The following is an 18,040-nucleotide window of genomic DNA, read 5'->3' on the forward strand; positions in this document are numbered from 1 at the left end:
CGATCATCGCCGCTCGAAGCGATGGAACGTGCGCGCCAGGCCAACGAGCACGGTCGCGAACACCGGGAGCCAGAGCAGCCGGTACAGCGGCCACAAGCCGCTCGGCGCGTCCAGCAGGCCCGGTGGCCGGCCGGTCGGCAGCGCGGTGAACGTGACGAGCAGCAGCGCGGTCTGGTGCCAGCAGAAGACCGTCATCGCCGCCAGGTTCAGCGTCGCGACGGGCAGCCAGTACCGCGGCCTGGCCAGCATCCGCGCCAGCGACGGCCGGACCACGAGGAAGACGCCGAACTGGGCCGCCGCCACCGCGAGGGCGAACAGCGACGGCGGGTCGAGGTTCGACCAACGATCCCCGGGCACCCCGACGGCGCTGGCCGGGTAGCCGAGCGCTACGAGGGCGGCACCGCCGACGACGCCGAGGGCCAGCAGCGCGAGGCCGTGCTCGCGGCGCAGACGGCCGGCGGCGAGGGCCGTGCCGCAGAGGTACGGCGCCGCCCAGCCCACCGGCACGGCGATCAGCCCCAGCCAGGTCGGCAACCCGTGGGGGCGCAGCGCGTCGGTACCCGCGATCGCCGCCACGGCGACCACGACCGCCCATGGCGGGCACCGGACGAGCAGCGGTGCGCAGGCCGTCAGCACCGCGTACACGAGCAGGAACCACAGCGGGTGCGATACCAGCGACAGCACGAGGTGCCGGGTGCTGTCCGGAGAGCCGACCAGTCGCAGCAGGCCCAGCGCCGGCAGCCAGACCGCCGCAAGCGCCAGGACCGGCGGCAGCAGGCGGGTCAGCCGCGCGCGCAGCCACGGCAGCGCGGGCCGGTCGGCGAGCCCGCGCGCGGCCGCGTAGCCGGCGGCGGCGAAGAACAGGCCGAGCGTCTCCAGCAGCCAGGTCGCCGGGGCGTACCACTGGGCGTGGCGTAGCGGGCTGTCGCCGTGCAGTGCCATCGGCTGGTCGGGTGCACTGACGACCGCGGAGACCAGCCAGTGTCCGAGTACCACGCCGGCGATCGCGAACGCCCGCAGGCCGTCGACGGTGCGGTCGCGGCGCTGCGGCGTGACCGCGTCGATCCTTGCCGCGACGGAAGCCAGGGTCGTCATGACGCGCCGCCGGCCGAGGCGATGGCGGCGAGGGTGCGCAGGGAGTCGGTACCTACATCGAGGTAGTGGTCATGGCCGGCGACGTCGCGGGCGGCGAACACCCGAGCCCCGAACGCCGGGTCCGTCGGCGCGCGGCCGTGGCCGAGCCCGAGGAGCCGCACGTTCGGGACGAGGCGGACGACGTCGCGGTCCGCCAACCCGGCCCAGACGCGGGCGGTGGTGTGCAGGTCGCCGGCGCGGGTCACGCCCATGCCCGGGCTCGCGACGACGGCAAGGTCGGTCACCTGGCCGGGCAGCCCGGGCGCGGCGAGGCCGATCACCGTCGAGCCGTAGCTGTGGCCGATCAGCGCGACCGTCGCATGTGGACGGAGCGCGATGATTCCGGCGACGAACCGGACGAGCGCGTCGGCGCCGGCGCGGGCCAGGTCCTCCCGAGCGGCGCCCGCGTCGAGCGCGCGCGGCGGGTCGTAGCCGAGCCAGGCCACGACCGCGAGGCCCGCGGGGGCGCCGGCCGCCGTGTACAGATTCGCCGCTTGGCGGGAGGGTGAGCGTATCGCCACGCCGCCAACGCCGTGCCAGAAGTTGTACAGCCGGTTGCCGGCCCCTGGGACCAGCACGGCGACGCGGTCGGCGGTATCGAGCTCGCCGTAGACCTGGGCGACGTGACCGTTCCCGCGCGGGTCGAAGAGCAGGTACCGGCCGGGATGCGCCTCGCCGGCCGTCGCCATGGCTCGGGCGTTCGCCTCGTACCGCAGCGCGAACGGTGCGCCGTCGAGGTTGCCGACGACGCCGGGGTACCGGTGGACGAGGTCCTCCGGCGCGCCGACCTGGGCGAGGGCGTCGCGTACGGCGGCGGGTGGGGTGCTGACCGGGTCGGGAAGGTGGCGCGGATCGGCGGCCCAGCCGTCGGCGCCGATCGGCGCCGTCGGTGAGACCTGGGCCGGAGCGGCGAGTACGAGCGCGAGCGCCGGGGCGATGACCACCAGCGCGTACGGCAACAGGAGACGGGTCACCTGGAATACGGTCCCGGACCGGGCCGGTGTGGGCATCGGGCCGCGGACCACACTTGACGCCCACCGAGGTAGCCCGCCGGCTTACATCCGCAGGCCGATGCCCGCGTCGTCGCCGCCCGCTAGGGTCGAGGCATGACCACCACGACCCGCGCCTCCCTGCTCGGGCGGGTGCCGGCGCGGGTGCGCACGGCGCTCGCCTGGACGGGCTTCGCGCTGTCGCCGTTCGTGCTGCAGGGCTGGCTCGTCGGGGGGTACGGCAACGTCGGCCCAGCGATCCGGTTCGCATCGCCGGTCCTCGCCATGCTGATGCTGATCGGCGTGCTGCGGCGCCGCCCGCTCGCCGTGCTGGGCCTGCTGCTGGTCGACCTCGCAACGCTCGACCCCGTGGTGGGGCCCAGGCTCGACCGGCTTCCGGCCTACGTCGGCGACCTGCGCCTGATCCAGGTCGCCGCGCTCGACCTGGTCGTGTGCTATCTCGCCGGCACGCGCCGGCGAGGGGTTTCGGTGCCGGCCGCCGTGGCCGCGTTCCTCGTGCAGGTCGGGGTCGCAGCGGCGTTCCGGATCTCGCAGCACGACGACCTCGTCACGACCGCCGCGGCGCAGCTGCTGGCGCTCGTCACCGCGTGGGTGGTCGGCGACTCGCTGCGGCAGCGGCGCGCGTTCGCCGAGGCGCAGCGGGCGCAGGCCGCCCAGCGGGCGATCGAGGCCGAGCGGCTGCGCATCGCCCGCGACGTCCACGACCTGGTCGCCCACAGCATCGGCGTCATCGCCATCCAGGCCGGCATGGGGCGCCGGGTCATCGACACCCAGCCGGGCGAGGCGCGGACCGCCCTCGCCGTCATCGAGGAGAGCAGCCGTGACACCCTCGCCGCGCTGCGCCGCATGCTGGGCTCGTTGCGCCGTACGGATCCCGTCGAGGCGCCGCGCGACCCCGCGCCGGGCCTCGGCGACCTGGAACGGCTGGTCGCCCGGACCCGCGACGCGGGGGTCGAGATGACCGTCGTGTCGACGGGGGACGGTCGCGCGGTCCCGCCGGACATCGACCTCGCGGCGTACCGGATCGTCCAGGAGGCGGTCACCAACGTCATCCGGCACGCCGGCACCGGCCGGTGCACGGTGCGCGTCGACCGCGGCGACGTCCTCACGGTCGAGGTGAGCGACGACGGGCGCGGCGGCACGCCTGGTGCCGGCTACGGGATCCCGGGCATGCGGGAGCGGGCGGTGCTGCTCGGCGGCAGCTTCGAGGCGGGACCGCGACCCGGGCGCGGCTTCCTGGTGCGGGCGCGGCTCCCCCTGCCCGCCGACGCGGGGATCTCGTCCGGGAAGGAGCTGTCATGACGGTGCGGGTGGTGCTCGTCGACGACCAGCCACTGGTGCGCAGCGGCTTGCGGGTGCTCATCGACAGTACCGGCGACCTGACAACGGTCGGCGAGGCCGGCAGCGGCGAGGAGGCGGTCGCGCTGGCCGGCCGGCTCGCGCCGGACGTGGTGGTGATGGACGTGCGGATGCCCGGCATGGACGGCATCGAGGCGACCCGCCGCATCGTCGCCGGATCGTCGGCCGATGGGCGCGCCGGCCCTCATGTCGTCGTCCTCACCACGTTCGACGACGACGAGTACGTGTACGGCGCCCTGCGGGCCGGCGCGAGCGGCTTCCTCGTGAAGGACATGGCCCTGGACGACATCCTCGCCGCGATCCGAGTCGTGGCCGCGGGCGACGCGCTTATCGCGCCCCGCGTCACGCGGCGGCTCATCGCGGCGTTCGCCACCGCCACGGCGCCCGACACTCCCCGGCGCCCGGCTGCGGGCCTGACCGATCGGGAGCGGGAGGTGCTGACCCTCGTCGGACGGGGCCGCTCCAACGCCGAGATCGCCGAGGATCTCTTCATCAGCGTAGCCACTGCCAAGGCGCACGTGGCCCGCCTGTTCACCAAACTGGCCGCGCGCGACCGCGTCCACCTTGTGATCATCGCGTACGAGATGGGGCTGGTCGCGTAGCCTCGAAGAGGCTGCTCATCGCGGGCCCTTCAGTACACCCGGAAATCGAAGGCGTCCGTGTACTGTCGCGTGCGTCCGGCCACGACCGTCAACGTGCCGGTCCAGGTGCCGGCGGACGGCACGGTGACGGAGGTGCTGGAGAACGTCATCGGGGTGGGTACGCCAGGCTGGATCGCACCCGGGATCCGGTACGGGAAGCGGACCTCGAGCGCCCGCACCGGCCCGTCGGGCTGGCTCAGCACGAGGTGCAGCGACTCGGCCGGCGGCGTGGCGTCGGTGTGCCCGGCGACGGTGATCCGGAAGCTCTCCGGGCCGCGCCGCAACGGCTTGACGGCGATGGTCACGGCGAACGGGCCGATCGCGGTGCGCATCCGCAGTTGCGGGGCATACGCCGCCTCGGCCGGTGTGATCGAGGAGAGCACTCCGGACACGACCACGACGACAGCGCCGGCAGCGGCCTCGAGGCGAACCCGTCCGCGCAGCCGGGCGGTCTGCCCGGGAGCGGGGCGGGCGTCGGCGTCCAGGGAGCCGGCCAGGGCGATCTGCCGGCGAATCCAACGGTAGCCGGTGAAGCCCAACGCCAGCGCCCCGCTCACGAGGAGCACCTTCACCACGAGCACGAACCCGTACGTCGTGGTGGTCAGGGCACCGGGAAAGCGGACCTCGACGACCGACTGCAGCAGGCCGGAGGTCAGCATGACGGCCACCGCCACGGCGGCGTACACCGACCACAGCGGTAGCCGGTGCAGCCGCTCACCGGTGATGCGCCCGCGCAGCAGGAGCCAGCCAAGGGTGGCGAGTCCGCCCAGCCAGGCGGTCATGGCGGCGACGTGCAGCAGCGTCAGCGCGAACTGCCACCACGCCCCGCTGCCGCCGTGGCCGTTGCGCACCACGCTGCCGAGCGTGGCGAGCGCGAGCAGGCCCGCGACCGTCCAGCGGGTCCGCCGGAGCGCGGGCCGGCGCCAGGGCGGCAGCACCAGGAGCGCGGCGCCCAGCAGTGCGAGCCTGACCCAGACCGCCGCGGTGTACGAGGCTTCGGCGAACCCGGCCAGGCCCGTCCAGCTCGCCCCGCTGCGCGTGGCGGAGGACTGCCACAGGTACTGCGCCACGGCTTGGAGCAGCGAACCAGCCGCGACCACGGCCGCGCCGATCCGGGCCGCCCGCCACAGGACCTGCCGTTCGCGCTCGTCGGCGCCCAGGACCAGGGCCGCGGGGACGAGTCCCAGGGCGGCGACCAGTCCGAGGTACACCAGGGCCTTGGCGGCGGCCACCGCGAGCTCCCATCCGGTGCTCGGTGCGCCGCCGGCCGCCGGGGCGGAGGCCGCGGTCGCGGGCACGCCGTAGCCGAACTCGATCGAGCCGCCGACCGGGTGTGTGTCCGCGGAGACGACCGACCAGCTGACGATGTACACGCCATGTGGGAGGCCGGCGCGGAGTCCGATGACGAGGGTGTGGCGGCCGGGCTCCAGCCGGGCCGGGCCGGTGTCGACACGCCGGCCTTCCTCGTCGATCACACTCGCGGCATCGGGCGCTGACGGCAGCGTCACCGGCTCGCTGAACGTGACCCGCACGGCGGACGGTGCCGTCCGCAGCTGCGACTCGTGGGCGGGGTCGACGGACAGCACGTACGCGTGGGCCTGGGCCGGGGTGGCCCACAGCAGCACGGCGACCAGTGGGGTCAGCAGGACCGCGAGCACCGCCGCGGCACGTGTCACCGGCGGCCTCGGGCGAGGGCGGCGCCCGCCGCTGCCCCGGCGAGCAGCGCGAGTATGATCCCGGTGACGCCCAGCCCGATGCCCCACCCGTCCCGTCCGGCGGACGGGCCCACCGTGGTGGGCAGCGGCGCGCCGACCACGATGCTGGGGGCCGGGTGTTCGGGCTTCGCGTCGCCCTGGGCCTGTTGCACCCAGTCGACGTCCGTGCCGTCGGAGTAGTGCTGGATCGCCGGCAGATACACGGTGCCGCTGCCCGGCAAGGGCCCCACGGCGAGCGCGAAGGTTCCGAACTGGCCGGGGCCGATGCCGTCGCCGGTGGCGGTCCACTCCACCTTGGTGATCGCCGACGTGATGGTGTCGCCGTCGCCGTCGGTCAGCGGCGTCGGCAGCGGCGTCCGGTACGTCTTGACCGTCCACCCGGCGACGGCCTGGGTCAGTACCGACGTGAACGGGGTGTCCGTGGGCAGTTGTACCGTGAGGCCCGTCGTGCCGGCCGTGTCGGACTCGGTCGGCACCTTGAACGTCAGGGTCGCCCAGGAGCCGGGCTGCGTCGACGATGCGGACACCGTGACGTGGGCGCCGACCGGCGTCGCGAGCCCGAGCGTCAGGACGAGGACGGCGGACACGACAAAGACGAACCTGTACATCGATCGTTCCCTTGTAGACGGTCAGCGGGCGGGCGCGAGCTCGTCGGGCGATGTCGTCGCCTCTTCGTCCAACAGTCCCAGGATCCGTTCCCGGAGCGCGACGAACGCGCCGTCGGACTGGTCCCGTGGACGGTCGAGGCCGACCTCGATCACCTGCCGGACCCGGGCCGGGCGCGGCGAGAAGACGACCACCCGGTCGGCGAGGGTCAGCGCCTCACTCACGTCGTGGGTGATCAGCACGGCGGTGAACCCGCGGCTTCGCCACAGCCGCTGCAGCTCGTTCTGCAACGCCCGGCGGGTGAGCGCGTCGAGCTTGCCGAGCGGCTCGTCCAGCAACAGCACCGACGGGTCATTGACCAGTGCGCGGGCGAGCGCGGCCCGTTGCGCCATGCCGCCGGACAGCTGGGACGGCCAGGCGTCGGCGAACTCGGTGAGGCCGACAAGTCCGAGCGACTCGTCGACCCGGTGCCGGGACTCCCGGGTGGACAGCCCGCGCGCCTGCGGGCCGATCGACACGTTGCCGCGCACGGTGCGCCACGGCAGCAGCGTCGGATCCTGGAAGACCAGCGCCCGGCTCGGATCGGGGCCGCTGACGCGGCGGCCGCCGACGTTCACGGTGCCGAACAGCGGCTTGTCGAGCCCGGCCAGCAACCGAATGAGGGTGGACTTGCCGCTCCCGCTCGGACCGATCAGGGCGACGAACTCGCCCGGCTCGACCGAGAGCGAGACGTCGTCGAGCACCGGCAGGTCCCGGCCACCGCTGCGAAAAGCCTGGGTCACGTGGACGATGTCGATCGCGGAACCGGTGCCCGCACTCACCATCTGGTCAGCTCCTTCTCCCAGCGCAGCACCCAGTTGCGGGCGCGGAACAGCAGGGTGAGCAGAATCCCGCAGACGATCACGAGCACGACGATGCCGGCGTACACCGCGGGGAAGTCGCCCCAGCCCTTCTTCCAGTTGAGATACCAGCCCAGGCCGGAGTTGACGCCGAAGTTCTCCGCGACCGTGAGGGTCACGAACGACACGCCGAGAGCCATGAACGCGCCGGTGAAGATGCTCGGCAGCGCCGCCGGAAGGCTGACCCGCAGCACCAGGAACCAGTTGCGCGCCCCCAGGGTCTGCGCGACGTCGAAGTACGAGCGCGGGACGCTGAGGATCCCGGCCCGGGTCAGCACCGTGATCGGGAACCACACGCTGAGCGCGATCAGGAACACCGCGCCGGAGTACGCCGTCGGGAAGAGCACGAAGATGATCGGCACCCAGGCCAGCGACGGCACGGGGCCGAGGAACACCAGGATCGGGTGCACCCAGTAGTTGGCCGCCTGGAACCACCCGATCACCACACCGGTGAGCAGGCCGGCGACCAGCCCGACGGCGTAGCCGCAGGCGAGCAGCAGGAGCGAGTTGCCGAGGCTCTCGGACAGGATCCCCCGGTCGGCCCACATCCGGTCGACAATCTGCTGGGGAGCGGCGAAGTACGGCGGCGCCAGCACGACCGTCTTGGCCGTCGAGATCTCCCAGAAGAGCACCCAGATGCCCGAGCCGAACAGCCAGGCGGCGCCGTGCGACACCCGGTCGACGGCCCAGGCGCCCGTGCGCCCGCGCGCGGCCGTCAGGGCCCAGATCGCCACCCACACCGCGGCCACGACGAGGCCGGCGATGACGGTGAAGGTCGTGGTCGCCCGGATCGACTGGGTGTCGCGCATCGGCAGCTTGTCGCTGTTGGGCACCACTGTCGCGACGACGGAGAAGACGATCCAGGCGAGGATGCCGGCGCCGATGAGGATCGGGTTGACCCGAGCCGGGTTGGTGACCTTCTCCAGGGCGGCATGGATGCGGACCGCGCCCTGGACGGTCGCCTCGGCCTTGAGCGGGGCCGGGGCGGCAGTGGTGGTGTCGGCGGCCACGGTCGTCTCAGAAGTTCAGGCCGAGGTCGACGAACGCCTTGTCGGCCAGCGCCTGGGCGTCCACGCCGGCCGGCAGGAAGCCCGTCTTGACGTACTTCGCGATGCCCGGCTGCAGGGACTCGCGGAGGTTCTTCGGCGACGGGTCGAACGTGAGCGTCTTGAGCACCTGCAGGATCTCGTCGGGCTTGCCCGCGACGTAGTTCTTGCTCGACTCGATCTCGGCGGTCTCCTGGAGGTTGGCGCCGACCCATCGGGAGCCCTTGACCCAGGCGGTCACAAGCTTGCCGGCGGTGACCGGATCCTGGCTCACGAACTCGTTGTTGAGCACCACTGCGCAACAGGGCTGGTTGGCGTTGGCGCTGATGTCCCGGTTGTTCGAGAGCTCCTTCGCCCAGCCTTCCTGGACGCCCTGAATGATCGGCAGGAAGCCGCCGCCCGTCGCGATGGCGTCCACCTTGCCGTCCTTCAGCGCCTGGGGCAGCAGGGCCTGCTCGATGACGACCCACTCGACCTGCTTGGCGGACGGGCTGGAGTTGATGCCGACGTCGAGCAGGTCGAGGGAGAAGAAGTTGGTCGCCGAGCCTTGCAGGTTGCTGACGCCGATCTTCTTGCCCTTGAGCGAGGCGACCGTGGGCACCGAGCCGTCGTTGCGGACGTAGAGGTCCAGGCAGCCGTGGTGCAGACCACCGCTGAGCTTGACGGGGGTCCCGTTGTAGATCGGGCCGAGGTAGTTGAAGAAGATGCCGTTGGAGGCGACGTACTTGCCCGAACCGACGGCCGCGGTGGTGTCCTCGTCGGTGCCGGTCTTCTTCAGTACGACGTTGAGACCCGCCTGCTGGAAGAAGCCCTTCTCGTAGGCGATGACCAGCGGTGCTTCGCAGACGCCACTGGGAGTGGTGATGGCGAGCTCGCGGTCGGCCCACGACTTGGTCACGGTCAGCCCGTCGGCCGAGCTGGCGTCCTTGTCACGGCTGCGCACGAAGGCCCAACCGGCGAGGCCACCCGCGATCAGCACACCGGCACCGACACCGGCGGCGGTGAGCAAGCGCCGGCGGGAGACGCCCTGCGGTGCGTCGAGGTCGACGTTGGCCTCGACGAGAGCGTCACCGACCGGGGTGGGATCCGGCTGCTCCGGCCCGTGTTCCTGAGGTTCCTGAGGTTCCTGCGGAGGGCTATCCGTCATCGTGGACCACCTTCTATGCCGCGCTGGACCGCTTGTGGTTGCACGGGCCGCGTGGCGGCCCGGAACATCTGGACCGTAGCGCGCGTCGCGCCGAAAGGGCAACTATTCCTATCTGTTAAATATATATTTAGCCATGGACCGATATCGTCACACGGGCGGGGTGGGGCAAATCCCATCTTGCCTATATCCTTGATAGGAAAGCCCAGCCGGCCCGGGAGGTCACCATCGCGATGGAACACGTCTACGAGTCGGTCCTCGACGCGGTCGGCCACACGCCGCTGATCCGGCTCAACCGGGTCACCGAGGGCATCAGCACGCCGGTGTACCTCAAGGCGGAGTTCCTCAGCCCGGGCGGCAGCATCAAGGACCGCGCGGCGCTGCACATGGTGCTGGCCGCCGAGCGCGACGGAACGCTACGGCCGGGCGGCATCGTCGTCGAGGGCACGTCGGGCAACACCGGCATCGGGCTCGCGATCGTCGCCGCGCAGCGCGGCTACCGGGCGATCGCCGTGGTGCCCGACAAGACCAGCACCGACAAGCTCGCCGTGCTGCGCGCGTATGGCGCCGAGGTGATCGTCACCGCCGGCGGCGTCGCACGGGAGGATCCCGCACACGTCAGCCAGATCGCGCGGCGCATCGCCGAGGAGACGCCCGGCGCGTGGTTCGCCAACCAGTACGACAACCCGGCGAACCCACAGGCGCATGTGGACACCACCGGCCCGGAGATCTGGGCGCAGACCGGCGGCCGGGTCACCCACTACGTCGCCGGCATCGGCACCGGCGGCACCGTCTCCGGTGCGGGCGCCCATCTCAAACGCGTCAGCGACGGCCGGGTGCGCGTGATCGGCGCCGACCCCGAACACTCGACCTACGGCGGCGGTGACGGAAGTCCGTACTACGTCGAGAGCATCGGCCACTACCTGCACCCCGACACGACCGAGGACGTCTGGCCGCTGTCGTACCGCACCGACGTGCTCGACTCGATCGAGCGGATCGGCGACCGCGAGGCGATCGCGGCGACCCGTGCTCTCGCCCGCCGGGAGGGCCTGCTGGTCGGCGCGTCGGGCGGTGCGGCCGTGGCCGCCGCGCTGCGGGTGGCCCGCGGTCTCGGCCCCGACGACCTGGTCGTGGTGGTCGCACCCGACTCCGGCCGCAACTATCTCTCCAAGTACTTCGACGACGACTGGCTGTTGCGCAACGGGTTCCTCGACGGTGACCGGACCCGGCCGGTGCTCGGCGACCTCGTGGCCGACGCGCCGGAGCCGGCCGCCGTGCCGGCCACGGCGAGTGTGGCCCAGGCGCGGGAGGTGTTCGACCGCACCGGCGCCGAGGTGGCGCTCGTCGTCCTCGACCGCTCGTCGAGCGCACCGTCCCGGGCGGCCGGCGACGTCGTCGGCGCGCTGTGGCGCGACTCGCTGCGAGGCGAGTCGATCGCACCCCTGATCGCAGCCGCCTTGCCGACGGCCGGCATCGGTGAACCCGTCGATGCCGCTCTCGCCCGTGTCGACAGCGACTGGTTCGCGGTCCTCGCCGACGGCCGGTGCCGCGCGATCCTGCCCCGGCCCGCCTGACTCAGCTTCCGTCCCCTCACCTCGCGGTACCGAAATCGGATGCCGCGACCGGCGGACTTGGATACGCTCCCCCACGCCCAAGGAACGACGACACTCAGGAGATCAAGCGATGAGGACCGCAGGCACCTCTCCGTCCATCAGCCGATCGTTCTTGTCCTCCTGGGAGAGCATCCTTGTCTCGCTTGTTCCGCCTGCTCGAGAACCTCGTCGACCCGTTTGACCAACGCGATCTGAGCACGCCGCCATCGGGCGTGCGTGCCTTCCTGTTCCGTGCGTTCAGGCCGCTGCGCGGCGTGATCGCCGCAAGCCTCGTGCTCACCGTCATCGGTGCCGGCATCGAGGTGTGGCTCATCGGTTACGCCGGCCGGTTGGTGGACACGCTCGCCGCCACGTCGCCGGCGCGGCTCTGGCAGTCCCACGGCGCCGAACTCGTGACCGTCGCGCTGCTCGTCCTCGTCGTCCGGCCGCTGGTCCAGCTGGTCGGCGAGGGTCTCGACGACGTCGCGTTCCGGCCCAACGCGCTGACGCTGGCGCTGTGGCGGATGCATCGGTACGTGTCGCGCCAGTCCGTCGGCTGGTTCCGCGGCGAACTGGCGGGACGTGTCGCCACGTACGTGCGTGACGGCGCGACCGCGGCCACCGGAGCCGTCTACAACACCATCCACGCGCTCGCGTTCGTCGCCGCGTACGTCCTGGGCTCGCTCGGGCTGATGGCCTCGATCGACCCGCGCCTGCTGCTGCCGCTGGCCGGCTGGATCGCGCTGTACGCGGCGCTCATGGCGTATGTCGTGCCCCGCTACCGGGACGCCTCCGACCGGCTGCAGCATGCCAACTCGGCGCTGACCGGGCTGCTCGTCGACGTGTACGCGAACGTCGACACCATGGCACTGTTCGCCGACCGGGCTCGCGAGGACCGGGAGAACCAGCGGGTCCTCGCCGCCGCTCGCCGCGCCCACCTGGACGTGCAGCGCGTCGAGGTGACCATCAACGCCGGCATGATGACCCTCAACAGCCTGCTCATGGTCGGCCTCATCGGCTACGGCATCGTCCTGTGGCAGTCCGGCGCGGCGCCGATCGGCCTGATCGCCACCGCACTCGCGCTCAGCTTCCGGATCACGGCGATGGCCGAATGGCTGCTCGACGGCGTGTCGTCGGTGTTCGGCGCGGTCGGTGCGCTGCGGCGCTCGCTGCGCACGATCTCACAGCCGCTGGCCGTGGCCGACCGGCCCGGCGCCGGCCCACTCGTCGTGCGCGGCGGCCGCATCCGGCTCACCGGGGTCAGCCATCACTACGGCCGCCCGGACGGTGGCGGGCTGAACGGGATATCGCTCGACGTCGCGCCCGGCGAGCGCGTCGGACTCGTCGGGCGTTCCGGCGCGGGCAAGTCCACGCTGGTCAACCTCGTGCTGCGGTTCCACGAGCCGGAGGCGGGCACGATCGAGATCGACGGCCAGGACATCACCTCGGTCACCCAGGAGAGCCTGCGCCGGCAGATCGCCGTAGTGACCCAGGAGACGATGCTGCTGCATCGCTCGGTGCGCGACAACATCGCGCATGGCGTCTCAGATCCCGGCGACAGGTCACCCGCGGACGAGGCAGCGGTCCGGGCGGCGGCACGCCGGGCCGCGGCCGACGACTTCATCGCCGCGCTGCGCGACACCGAGGGCCGGCAGGGGTACGACGCGCACGTCGGCGAGCGCGGCGTGACGCTCTCGGGCGGCCAGCGGCAGCGCATCGCGCTCGCTCGAGCCTTGTACAAGAACGCGCCCGTGCTCATCCTGGACGAGGCCACGTCCGCCCTGGACTCCGAGGTCGAGGCGGCCGTCCACGACACGCTGGACGAGATGCTCGCGGGCCGCACGGTCATCGCGATCGCGCATCGGTTGTCCACGATCGCGCGGATGGACCGCATCGTGGTCCTCGACGCGGGCCGGATCGTCGAGGAGGGTAGCCACGCCGATCTGCTCGCCCGCGACGGCCTGTACGCCGCGCTGTGGTCCCGGCAGTCCGGCGGCTTCCTCGGCATCGACCCCGACCCGCACCCGGCCACGGCGCGCCGGCCATGACGTAGCTCACGCCGTTCGACGGTCACCTTCCGGGGTCGCGAACCGTCAGGACTACCGACGAAGACCCTGAGATCAGGAAAGGAAGGGCCGTCATGGGAGACCCTGTCACGACCGGCGACCAAACCCGGTCGCGGACGACCAACCCGGGGAAACTGATCCCCGAACTGGGCGACATCGCCGAGGCCTTGTTCAAGGCGGTCGGCAACGGTTCGGTGCCGCAATCCACGATCAGCCTGACGCATCTGCGGACCGGGCAGATCGTCGGCAACACCTACCTGACCGTCCTGCACACCAACAACCTGCGCCGGGCGGGAGAGTCGGAGGAACGGATCACCGCGGTGGCGTCGTGGAAGGACGCGCCGTACTTCACCGATGCCGAGCGGGTCGCGCTGGCACTGACCGAGGCCGTCCACACTGCGAACCCGGACGGCGAGCGCGTCTCCGACGAGCTGTACGCCCGTGCGTCCGAACTCTACGACGAGAAGGCTCTCGCCACGCTGATTCTGGCGATCGGCCAGGTCAGCTTGTTCGTCCCGGTGGCCCTCATCGGCAAGCCGCTTCCCGGCAAGTCCCCCGCCGAACAGTGGAGGTAGGACCGCGGCGTCCCTGAGCCCACGAAGGAGATCGTAAACGGACCGGTTCGCTTCGGCCTGCCCGACGTCTTGATGACCGCGTTTGTAGCGGTGGTCTTCGCCTCGCCCGCATAGACCGCAAGCAACGTAACAATCGCCGGAGCCCGCTGCCGGGAAACTGGCTCGGCCGGTTCGGACCGGAGGCCGCTGGAAGAGACCCCACAAGGGCACCTCGCCAGCGGCCTACCGGTGCTTCGCAACCGTCTCCGCCTACGGCGCAGGTTCCAGCACGACGACCGGGATCTGGCGGGTGGTGTTCCGCTCGTAGTCGGCGAAGCCTGGAACCGCGGCCTTCTGCGCGCTCCAGATCCGTTCCCGCTCCTCCCCCACGGCGACCCTGGCGACCAGCCCGACCCTGCCCGTACCGATCTCCGCTTCAACCCGCGGATGAGCGAGCAGGTTGTGGTACCAATCGGGATTGGTGGGAGCACCGGCCTTGGACGCGAACACGGCGTAGCCGCTGTCCACCTTCTGGTACATCACCGGGTTCACGTGAGGCCGGCCGCTCTTGGCGCCGACCGTGTGCAACAGCAGCAGCGGCGCGCCGGCGAACTGACCGCCCACCTGCCCGCCGTTGGCGCGAAACTCAGCGATGATCTTGTCGTTCCAGTCGCTCATGACTTCTCCTCGCCCCGCGTACCGGCTCTCAATCACAATTCTGGCAGTTCGGCCGCGGCAAGCACCAACGAACAGGGCAGGCGTCTACGATGCGACAGCGGCCAATGCCGCGATCTTGTCGAGATTCATCATCCACAACACCTGGTCGATACCGGACTCGGAGGCGTTGACCGTGACCACGCCGAGCAGGGTGTCGCCGCGGCGCATGACCGCGCTGGTCTGCCCGTTCGTCGTGACCCATCGCACGTCCACACCCTCCCAGTACCAGGTGGAGAACGCCGCGATGTACTTCGCCACACGGGTGGCGCCCACGACCGCCTTACGGGAGACCTGATGCGCGCCGTTGCCGTCGGAAAGGCTCGCCACATCGGCTGCGAACAGCTTTTCCAGCGTGTCGAGATCACCGGTGCGGGCGGCGTCGAGGAAGGCCACCAGCAGCCGCCGCTGAGCGTTCTCCGGCACCGGGATCTTCCGCTCGCCGGCGACGTGCTTGCGCGCCCGGCTGACCAGCTGGCGGACGGCCGGCTCGGTGGAGTGCAGGATCTCGGCGATCTGCGTGTACGGGTAGTCGAACGCCTCACGCAGCACGTACGCCGCCCGCTCGTGCGGCGTGAGCTTCTCCATCAGCATCAGGACCGCGAGCTCCAGCGCCTCCCCACGCTCGGCGCCCAGGAACGGGTCCGCGCTCGTGTCGATCGGCTCCGGCAGCCAGGGCCCGATGTACGTCTCGCGGCGTGCCCGGGCCGACTGCAGCTCGTTGATGGCCAGCCGCGTCGTGGTCGTCGCCAGAAACGCGCCCGGATTGGTCACCACGCTTCGGTCGGTCGTCTGCCAGCGCAGCCAGACGTCCTGCACGAGATCCTCGGCCTCGCTGGCGCTGCCGAGCATGCGGTACGCGATCCCGAACAAGCGTGGACGCACGCCCGTGAAGATCGACGCCGCCTCGTCGAGATCGCCCACCACCGCTCCCCCAAGCTCGTTCGCGACTCCCAGCGTAGCCGCTTGTCACGGCGCGAATGCGCCGGCGAGGGCGGTGACCGGCAGCAGGAACGACGATCCGGCGCCGCTCGCCATGGTGCCGGTACCGCCGGCCCAGCTTGAGTTCCTGAACCGGTAGTAATGTGCGACCTGGTCCCGGTCGGGATGGCCAGGTCCGGAGCCGGCTTCCAGCGCATCGACCCCGCCGAGGAGACTGCGGAGGCCGATCACCTCACGCTCGGCGTCCGTCGTGCGGGCCCGTCAGGAATCCGTCTGGATTCGCTGGCCGCCGATGACCGACAGAAGCTGCATCTTCCCGGAGCTCTCGGTGCCCGGCAAGGCCGTGTACACGACCAGCTGCTGCGACCGGTCCGGGTCGATCAGTCGCTGACAGTGCAGCTCGAGCGTCCCGACCTGCGGGTGGTGGAACCGCTTCGGGCCGCAGTACGGGCCGGGCACCGGGTGTTCCCGCCAGAGCGAGGCGAATTCCGGGCTCATCGCGAGCAGGGCATCGACGATGGCGGCCGCACGGGAGGTCTTGCCGTCACGGGTATACGAGCCTTGCAGGTCCGCGACGATGACCCTGCTCTGCGCAGCGCGGTCCTCCTCCGGGTGGATCAGGCGGGTGGCCGGGTCGGTGAACCAGCGGTAGTGCATGCTGCGCGCCAGACCGGCGTGGACGCTTTCGTCGCCGAGCAGGGCCACGCTGAGGCGGGTCTGCAGCATGGTCTCGCCGAGATGGGAGACGACCTGGGCGGCGGCGTCCTGCAGGCCGTCGAAGATGCGCAGCATGCCGGGATTGACATGGTCGACGTCCGCCGACCGGTGCGGGGTCGCATAGCCCGCGAGCTGGAAGAGATGGTCGCGTTCCTCGAGTGAGAGACGCAGCCCGCGGGCGAGCGCGGCGAGCATCTGCTCGGAGGGGTGTGGACCGCGCGGCTGTTCGAGCCGGCTGTAGTAGTCGATCGACATGTCGCTGAGCACCGCGACCTCCTCGCGGCGCAGGCCCCTGGTGCGGCGGCGCCGCCCCCGGGGCAGTCCCACGTCCTCGGGCTGCAGCGCTTCCCTGCGGGTCCGCAGGTACTCGGCCAGCCGGGTACGGTCCACAGACGATCCCCCCAAAATGATCAAACCGTCGAGAACTCGACGCCGGCGAGGCCGAGGCCGTAGTCCCACAGCCGGGCGGCCTCGGCTTCGTCGCGCGCGGAGCGGTACACCGCCAGCTCGGTCGGACCTCCGGTGAACTGGCCGAATCCGTCCGGCCCGTACAAGCGGCCGCCCTGGGCCCGCGGGCTCGTGGCCGCGTACAGGACGGGCAGCAGCCCCTGGTCGACGCCGTGGACCAGCACGCCCCACCGGGCCAGCCGGGTCATGATCGCCTCGTGCGGCGCAGGCCGGTCGCGGCCCAGATTGGGGCCGGCGGCGTAGAGCCCGGTCAGGGTGGTGCCGGGGTGGGCGGCGTTGCTGACGACGCCCCAGCCGGCCGCCCTGCTGCGCCGGTCGAGCTCGAGGGCGAACAGCAGGTTCGCCAGCTTGGACTGCCCGTACGCGCGGACCGGCGAGTACTTCCGCTCGCCTTGCGGGTCCGCCCAGTTCAGTCTCGCCTGCCGGGCGGCGCTGCTGGTGATGGTCGTCACCCGCGCCCGCCCGGCGCGCAGCAGCGGCAGCAGCCGGGCGGTGAGCGCGACATGCCCCACATAGTTGGTGCCGAACTGCAGTTCCAGGCCGTCCGCGGTGGTGTGCCGGGTGGCGGGTGCCATCACGCCTGCGTTGTTGACCAATATGTTGATCGGCCGGCCCTCGGTGTTGAGGTTCTCAGCCATGGCGGCGACCGAGGCCAGCGACGCCAGGTCCAGCGTCCGCGCCGAGACGCGGGCGCCGGGCATCTCACGCCGGATCCGGCCGAGCGCGGCCTCACCCTTACCGGCGTCACGCACGGCGAGGAGAACCTCGGCACCCGCGGCAGCCAGCCGGCCGGCCAGCCCCAGACCCAGCCCGCCGCTCGCCCCGGTCACCACGGCCAGCCGCCCGGTCAGGTCGGGCACCGGCAACGTCGACACGTTCTTCACAACAACCCCCAAGTCAGCGGTGTTTCCTCAACGCTGACGCGGTCCAGGACCCGCAACCATGTCCTGCCGGTACAAGGCTGCTCAGCGGCGATGCCAGCCGCGCAACTTCGCCGGGTTCAGCACGATCCAGACAACCGCGACCCGGCCACCGACCACCTCGACGCCGGCCACCGCCACGGCCCGGTCGGCTCGGCGCAGCGCCAACCCGGCACGGCCGTTGACGGCCTCGATCGTCAACTCGGTGTCAGGTTGCCCGCACAGCAGAACCACGACCAGCCGGGCTACGTCCTCGGCGCCGTGAACGGGATCCAGCGCGGCGGGCACCACCCCGCCGCCGTCGCACACGGCGACGGCGTCGGCCTCGAGGGCGGCCCGGACCGCGACGATGTCTCCAAGCCGGCAGGCCTCGGCAAACCTGCGCACGACATCGTCATGCTGATGCAGCATGCTCGAATCGAGCAGGCGGCGGAATCATTCGCACGGGGTCCTCCGTTCTCTCGCGTTCGCCGGCTATGACCGGGCAGCACTCCGATTTGTGACGTCGGCGAG

The 18,040-nt window shown here is 71.6% G+C and carries 18 protein-coding genes; 5 read left to right on the forward strand and 13 right to left on the reverse strand.

The annotated features are described in order from the left end of the window. Positions 1–3: 3 nt before the first annotated feature. Positions 4–1,095 carry an acyltransferase family protein gene (locus tag ABT297_RS07365; RefSeq protein WP_350545749.1) on the reverse strand — a complete coding sequence of 364 codons (1,092 nt, stop codon included), beginning with the start codon at positions 1,093–1,095 and terminating at the stop codon, positions 4–6. Further along, positions 1,092–2,108: an alpha/beta hydrolase gene (locus tag ABT297_RS07370; RefSeq protein ID WP_350545751.1), complete on the reverse strand. Its 1,017-nt coding sequence runs from the start codon at positions 2,106–2,108 to the stop codon at positions 1,092–1,094. The genes ABT297_RS07365 and ABT297_RS07370 overlap by 4 nt, the downstream gene beginning before the upstream one ends. 132 nt (positions 2,109–2,240) lie before the next feature. Here ABT297_RS07370 and ABT297_RS07375 point away from each other — a divergent pair, with 132 nt between their 5' ends. Together ABT297_RS07375 and ABT297_RS07380 are read left to right on the forward strand one after the other, a co-directional pair. Further along, positions 2,241–3,446: a sensor histidine kinase gene (locus ABT297_RS07375; protein ID WP_350545754.1), complete on the forward strand. Its 1,206-nt coding sequence runs from the start codon at positions 2,241–2,243 to the stop codon at positions 3,444–3,446. Then, positions 3,443–4,105: a response regulator gene (locus tag ABT297_RS07380; protein WP_350545755.1), complete on the forward strand. Its 663-nt coding sequence runs from the start codon at positions 3,443–3,445 to the stop codon at positions 4,103–4,105. Before ABT297_RS07375 ends, ABT297_RS07380 begins: the two co-directional genes overlap by 4 nt. 29 nt (positions 4,106–4,134) lie before the next feature. Here ABT297_RS07380 and ABT297_RS07385 read toward each other — a convergent pair whose 3' ends face one another. Genes ABT297_RS07385 through ABT297_RS07405 form a run of 5 tightly spaced genes read right to left on the reverse strand, consistent with a single transcriptional unit; the run spans position 4,135 to position 9,557 of the window. Further along, on the reverse strand, positions 4,135–5,820 hold the full coding sequence (locus ABT297_RS07385; protein ID WP_350545757.1) for a copper resistance CopC/CopD family protein: 1,686 nt from the start codon (positions 5,818–5,820) through the stop codon (positions 4,135–4,137). Further along, the gene (locus tag ABT297_RS07390; RefSeq protein ID WP_350545758.1) at positions 5,817–6,467 is read right to left on the reverse strand and encodes a YcnI family copper-binding membrane protein; all 651 of its coding nucleotides are present in this window, start codon (positions 6,465–6,467) and stop codon (positions 5,817–5,819) included. The genes ABT297_RS07385 and ABT297_RS07390 overlap by 4 nt, the downstream gene beginning before the upstream one ends. Positions 6,468–6,488: 21 nt before the next feature. Then, positions 6,489–7,289 (reverse strand): ABC transporter ATP-binding protein, encoded by an 801-nt coding sequence (locus ABT297_RS07395; RefSeq protein ID WP_350545760.1) that lies wholly within the window; start codon positions 7,287–7,289, stop codon positions 6,489–6,491. Next, positions 7,283–8,374: an ABC transporter permease gene (locus ABT297_RS07400; RefSeq protein ID WP_350545762.1), complete on the reverse strand. Its 1,092-nt coding sequence runs from the start codon at positions 8,372–8,374 to the stop codon at positions 7,283–7,285. Before ABT297_RS07400 ends, ABT297_RS07395 begins: the two co-directional genes overlap by 7 nt. A 7-nt stretch (positions 8,375–8,381) precedes the next feature. Further along, a complete protein-coding gene (locus ABT297_RS07405; protein ID WP_350545763.1) occupies positions 8,382–9,557 on the reverse strand; it encodes an ABC transporter substrate-binding protein in 1,176 nt (391 codons plus the stop codon). A gap of 230 nt (positions 9,558–9,787) precedes the next feature. Between ABT297_RS07405 and ABT297_RS07410 the strand changes: the two genes are divergently transcribed. From ABT297_RS07410 to ABT297_RS07420, 3 genes are all read left to right on the forward strand, one after another. After that, positions 9,788–11,128, forward strand: coding sequence for a PLP-dependent cysteine synthase family protein (locus tag ABT297_RS07410; protein WP_350545765.1), 1,341 nt, complete (start codon positions 9,788–9,790; stop codon positions 11,126–11,128). A 182-nt stretch (positions 11,129–11,310) separates the two neighbouring features. Further along, complete coding sequence (locus ABT297_RS07415) at positions 11,311–13,194, forward strand: ABC transporter ATP-binding protein (protein WP_502885517.1); 1,884 nt, start codon at positions 11,311–11,313, stop codon at positions 13,192–13,194. A gap of 92 nt (positions 13,195–13,286) precedes the next feature. After that, the gene (locus ABT297_RS07420) at positions 13,287–13,787 is read left to right on the forward strand and encodes a carboxymuconolactone decarboxylase family protein (RefSeq protein WP_350545768.1); all 501 of its coding nucleotides are present in this window, start codon (positions 13,287–13,289) and stop codon (positions 13,785–13,787) included. A gap of 249 nt (positions 13,788–14,036) precedes the next feature. On the opposite strand, the gene ABT297_RS07425 is transcribed toward ABT297_RS07420, so the two are convergent. The 6 genes from ABT297_RS07425 to ABT297_RS07450 all read right to left on the reverse strand — a co-directional run bounded on the left by ABT297_RS07425 (position 14,037) and on the right by ABT297_RS07450 (position 17,938). Then, entirely contained in the window at positions 14,037–14,444 is a 408-nt protein-coding gene (locus ABT297_RS07425) for a nitroreductase family deazaflavin-dependent oxidoreductase (RefSeq protein ID WP_350545770.1), read from the reverse strand. Positions 14,445–14,528: 84 nt separating this feature from the next. Beyond that, positions 14,529–15,404, reverse strand: a complete 876-nt coding sequence (locus ABT297_RS07430; protein ID WP_350545773.1) for a sigma-70 family RNA polymerase sigma factor — start codon at positions 15,402–15,404, stop codon at positions 14,529–14,531. Between the two features lie 45 nt (positions 15,405–15,449). Further along, positions 15,450–15,653: a hypothetical protein gene (locus ABT297_RS07435; RefSeq protein WP_350545774.1), complete on the reverse strand. Its 204-nt coding sequence runs from the start codon at positions 15,651–15,653 to the stop codon at positions 15,450–15,452. Positions 15,654–15,683: 30 nt separating this feature from the next. Then, on the reverse strand, positions 15,684–16,529 hold the full coding sequence (locus ABT297_RS07440; RefSeq protein WP_350545776.1) for a helix-turn-helix transcriptional regulator: 846 nt from the start codon (positions 16,527–16,529) through the stop codon (positions 15,684–15,686). 20 nt (positions 16,530–16,549) lie between these two features. Further along, positions 16,550–17,503 (reverse strand): SDR family oxidoreductase, encoded by a 954-nt coding sequence (locus tag ABT297_RS07445; RefSeq protein ID WP_350545777.1) that lies wholly within the window; start codon positions 17,501–17,503, stop codon positions 16,550–16,552. Positions 17,504–17,572: 69 nt separating this feature from the next. Further along, on the reverse strand, positions 17,573–17,938 hold the full coding sequence (locus ABT297_RS07450; RefSeq protein ID WP_350545779.1) for a sigma-70 family RNA polymerase sigma factor family protein: 366 nt from the start codon (positions 17,936–17,938) through the stop codon (positions 17,573–17,575). Between the last annotated feature and the right edge of the window lie 102 nt (positions 17,939–18,040).

It is taken from the genome of Dactylosporangium sp. NPDC000555, assembly GCF_040300025.1.
Taxonomy (GTDB): domain Bacteria; phylum Actinomycetota; class Actinomycetes; order Mycobacteriales; family Micromonosporaceae; genus Dactylosporangium.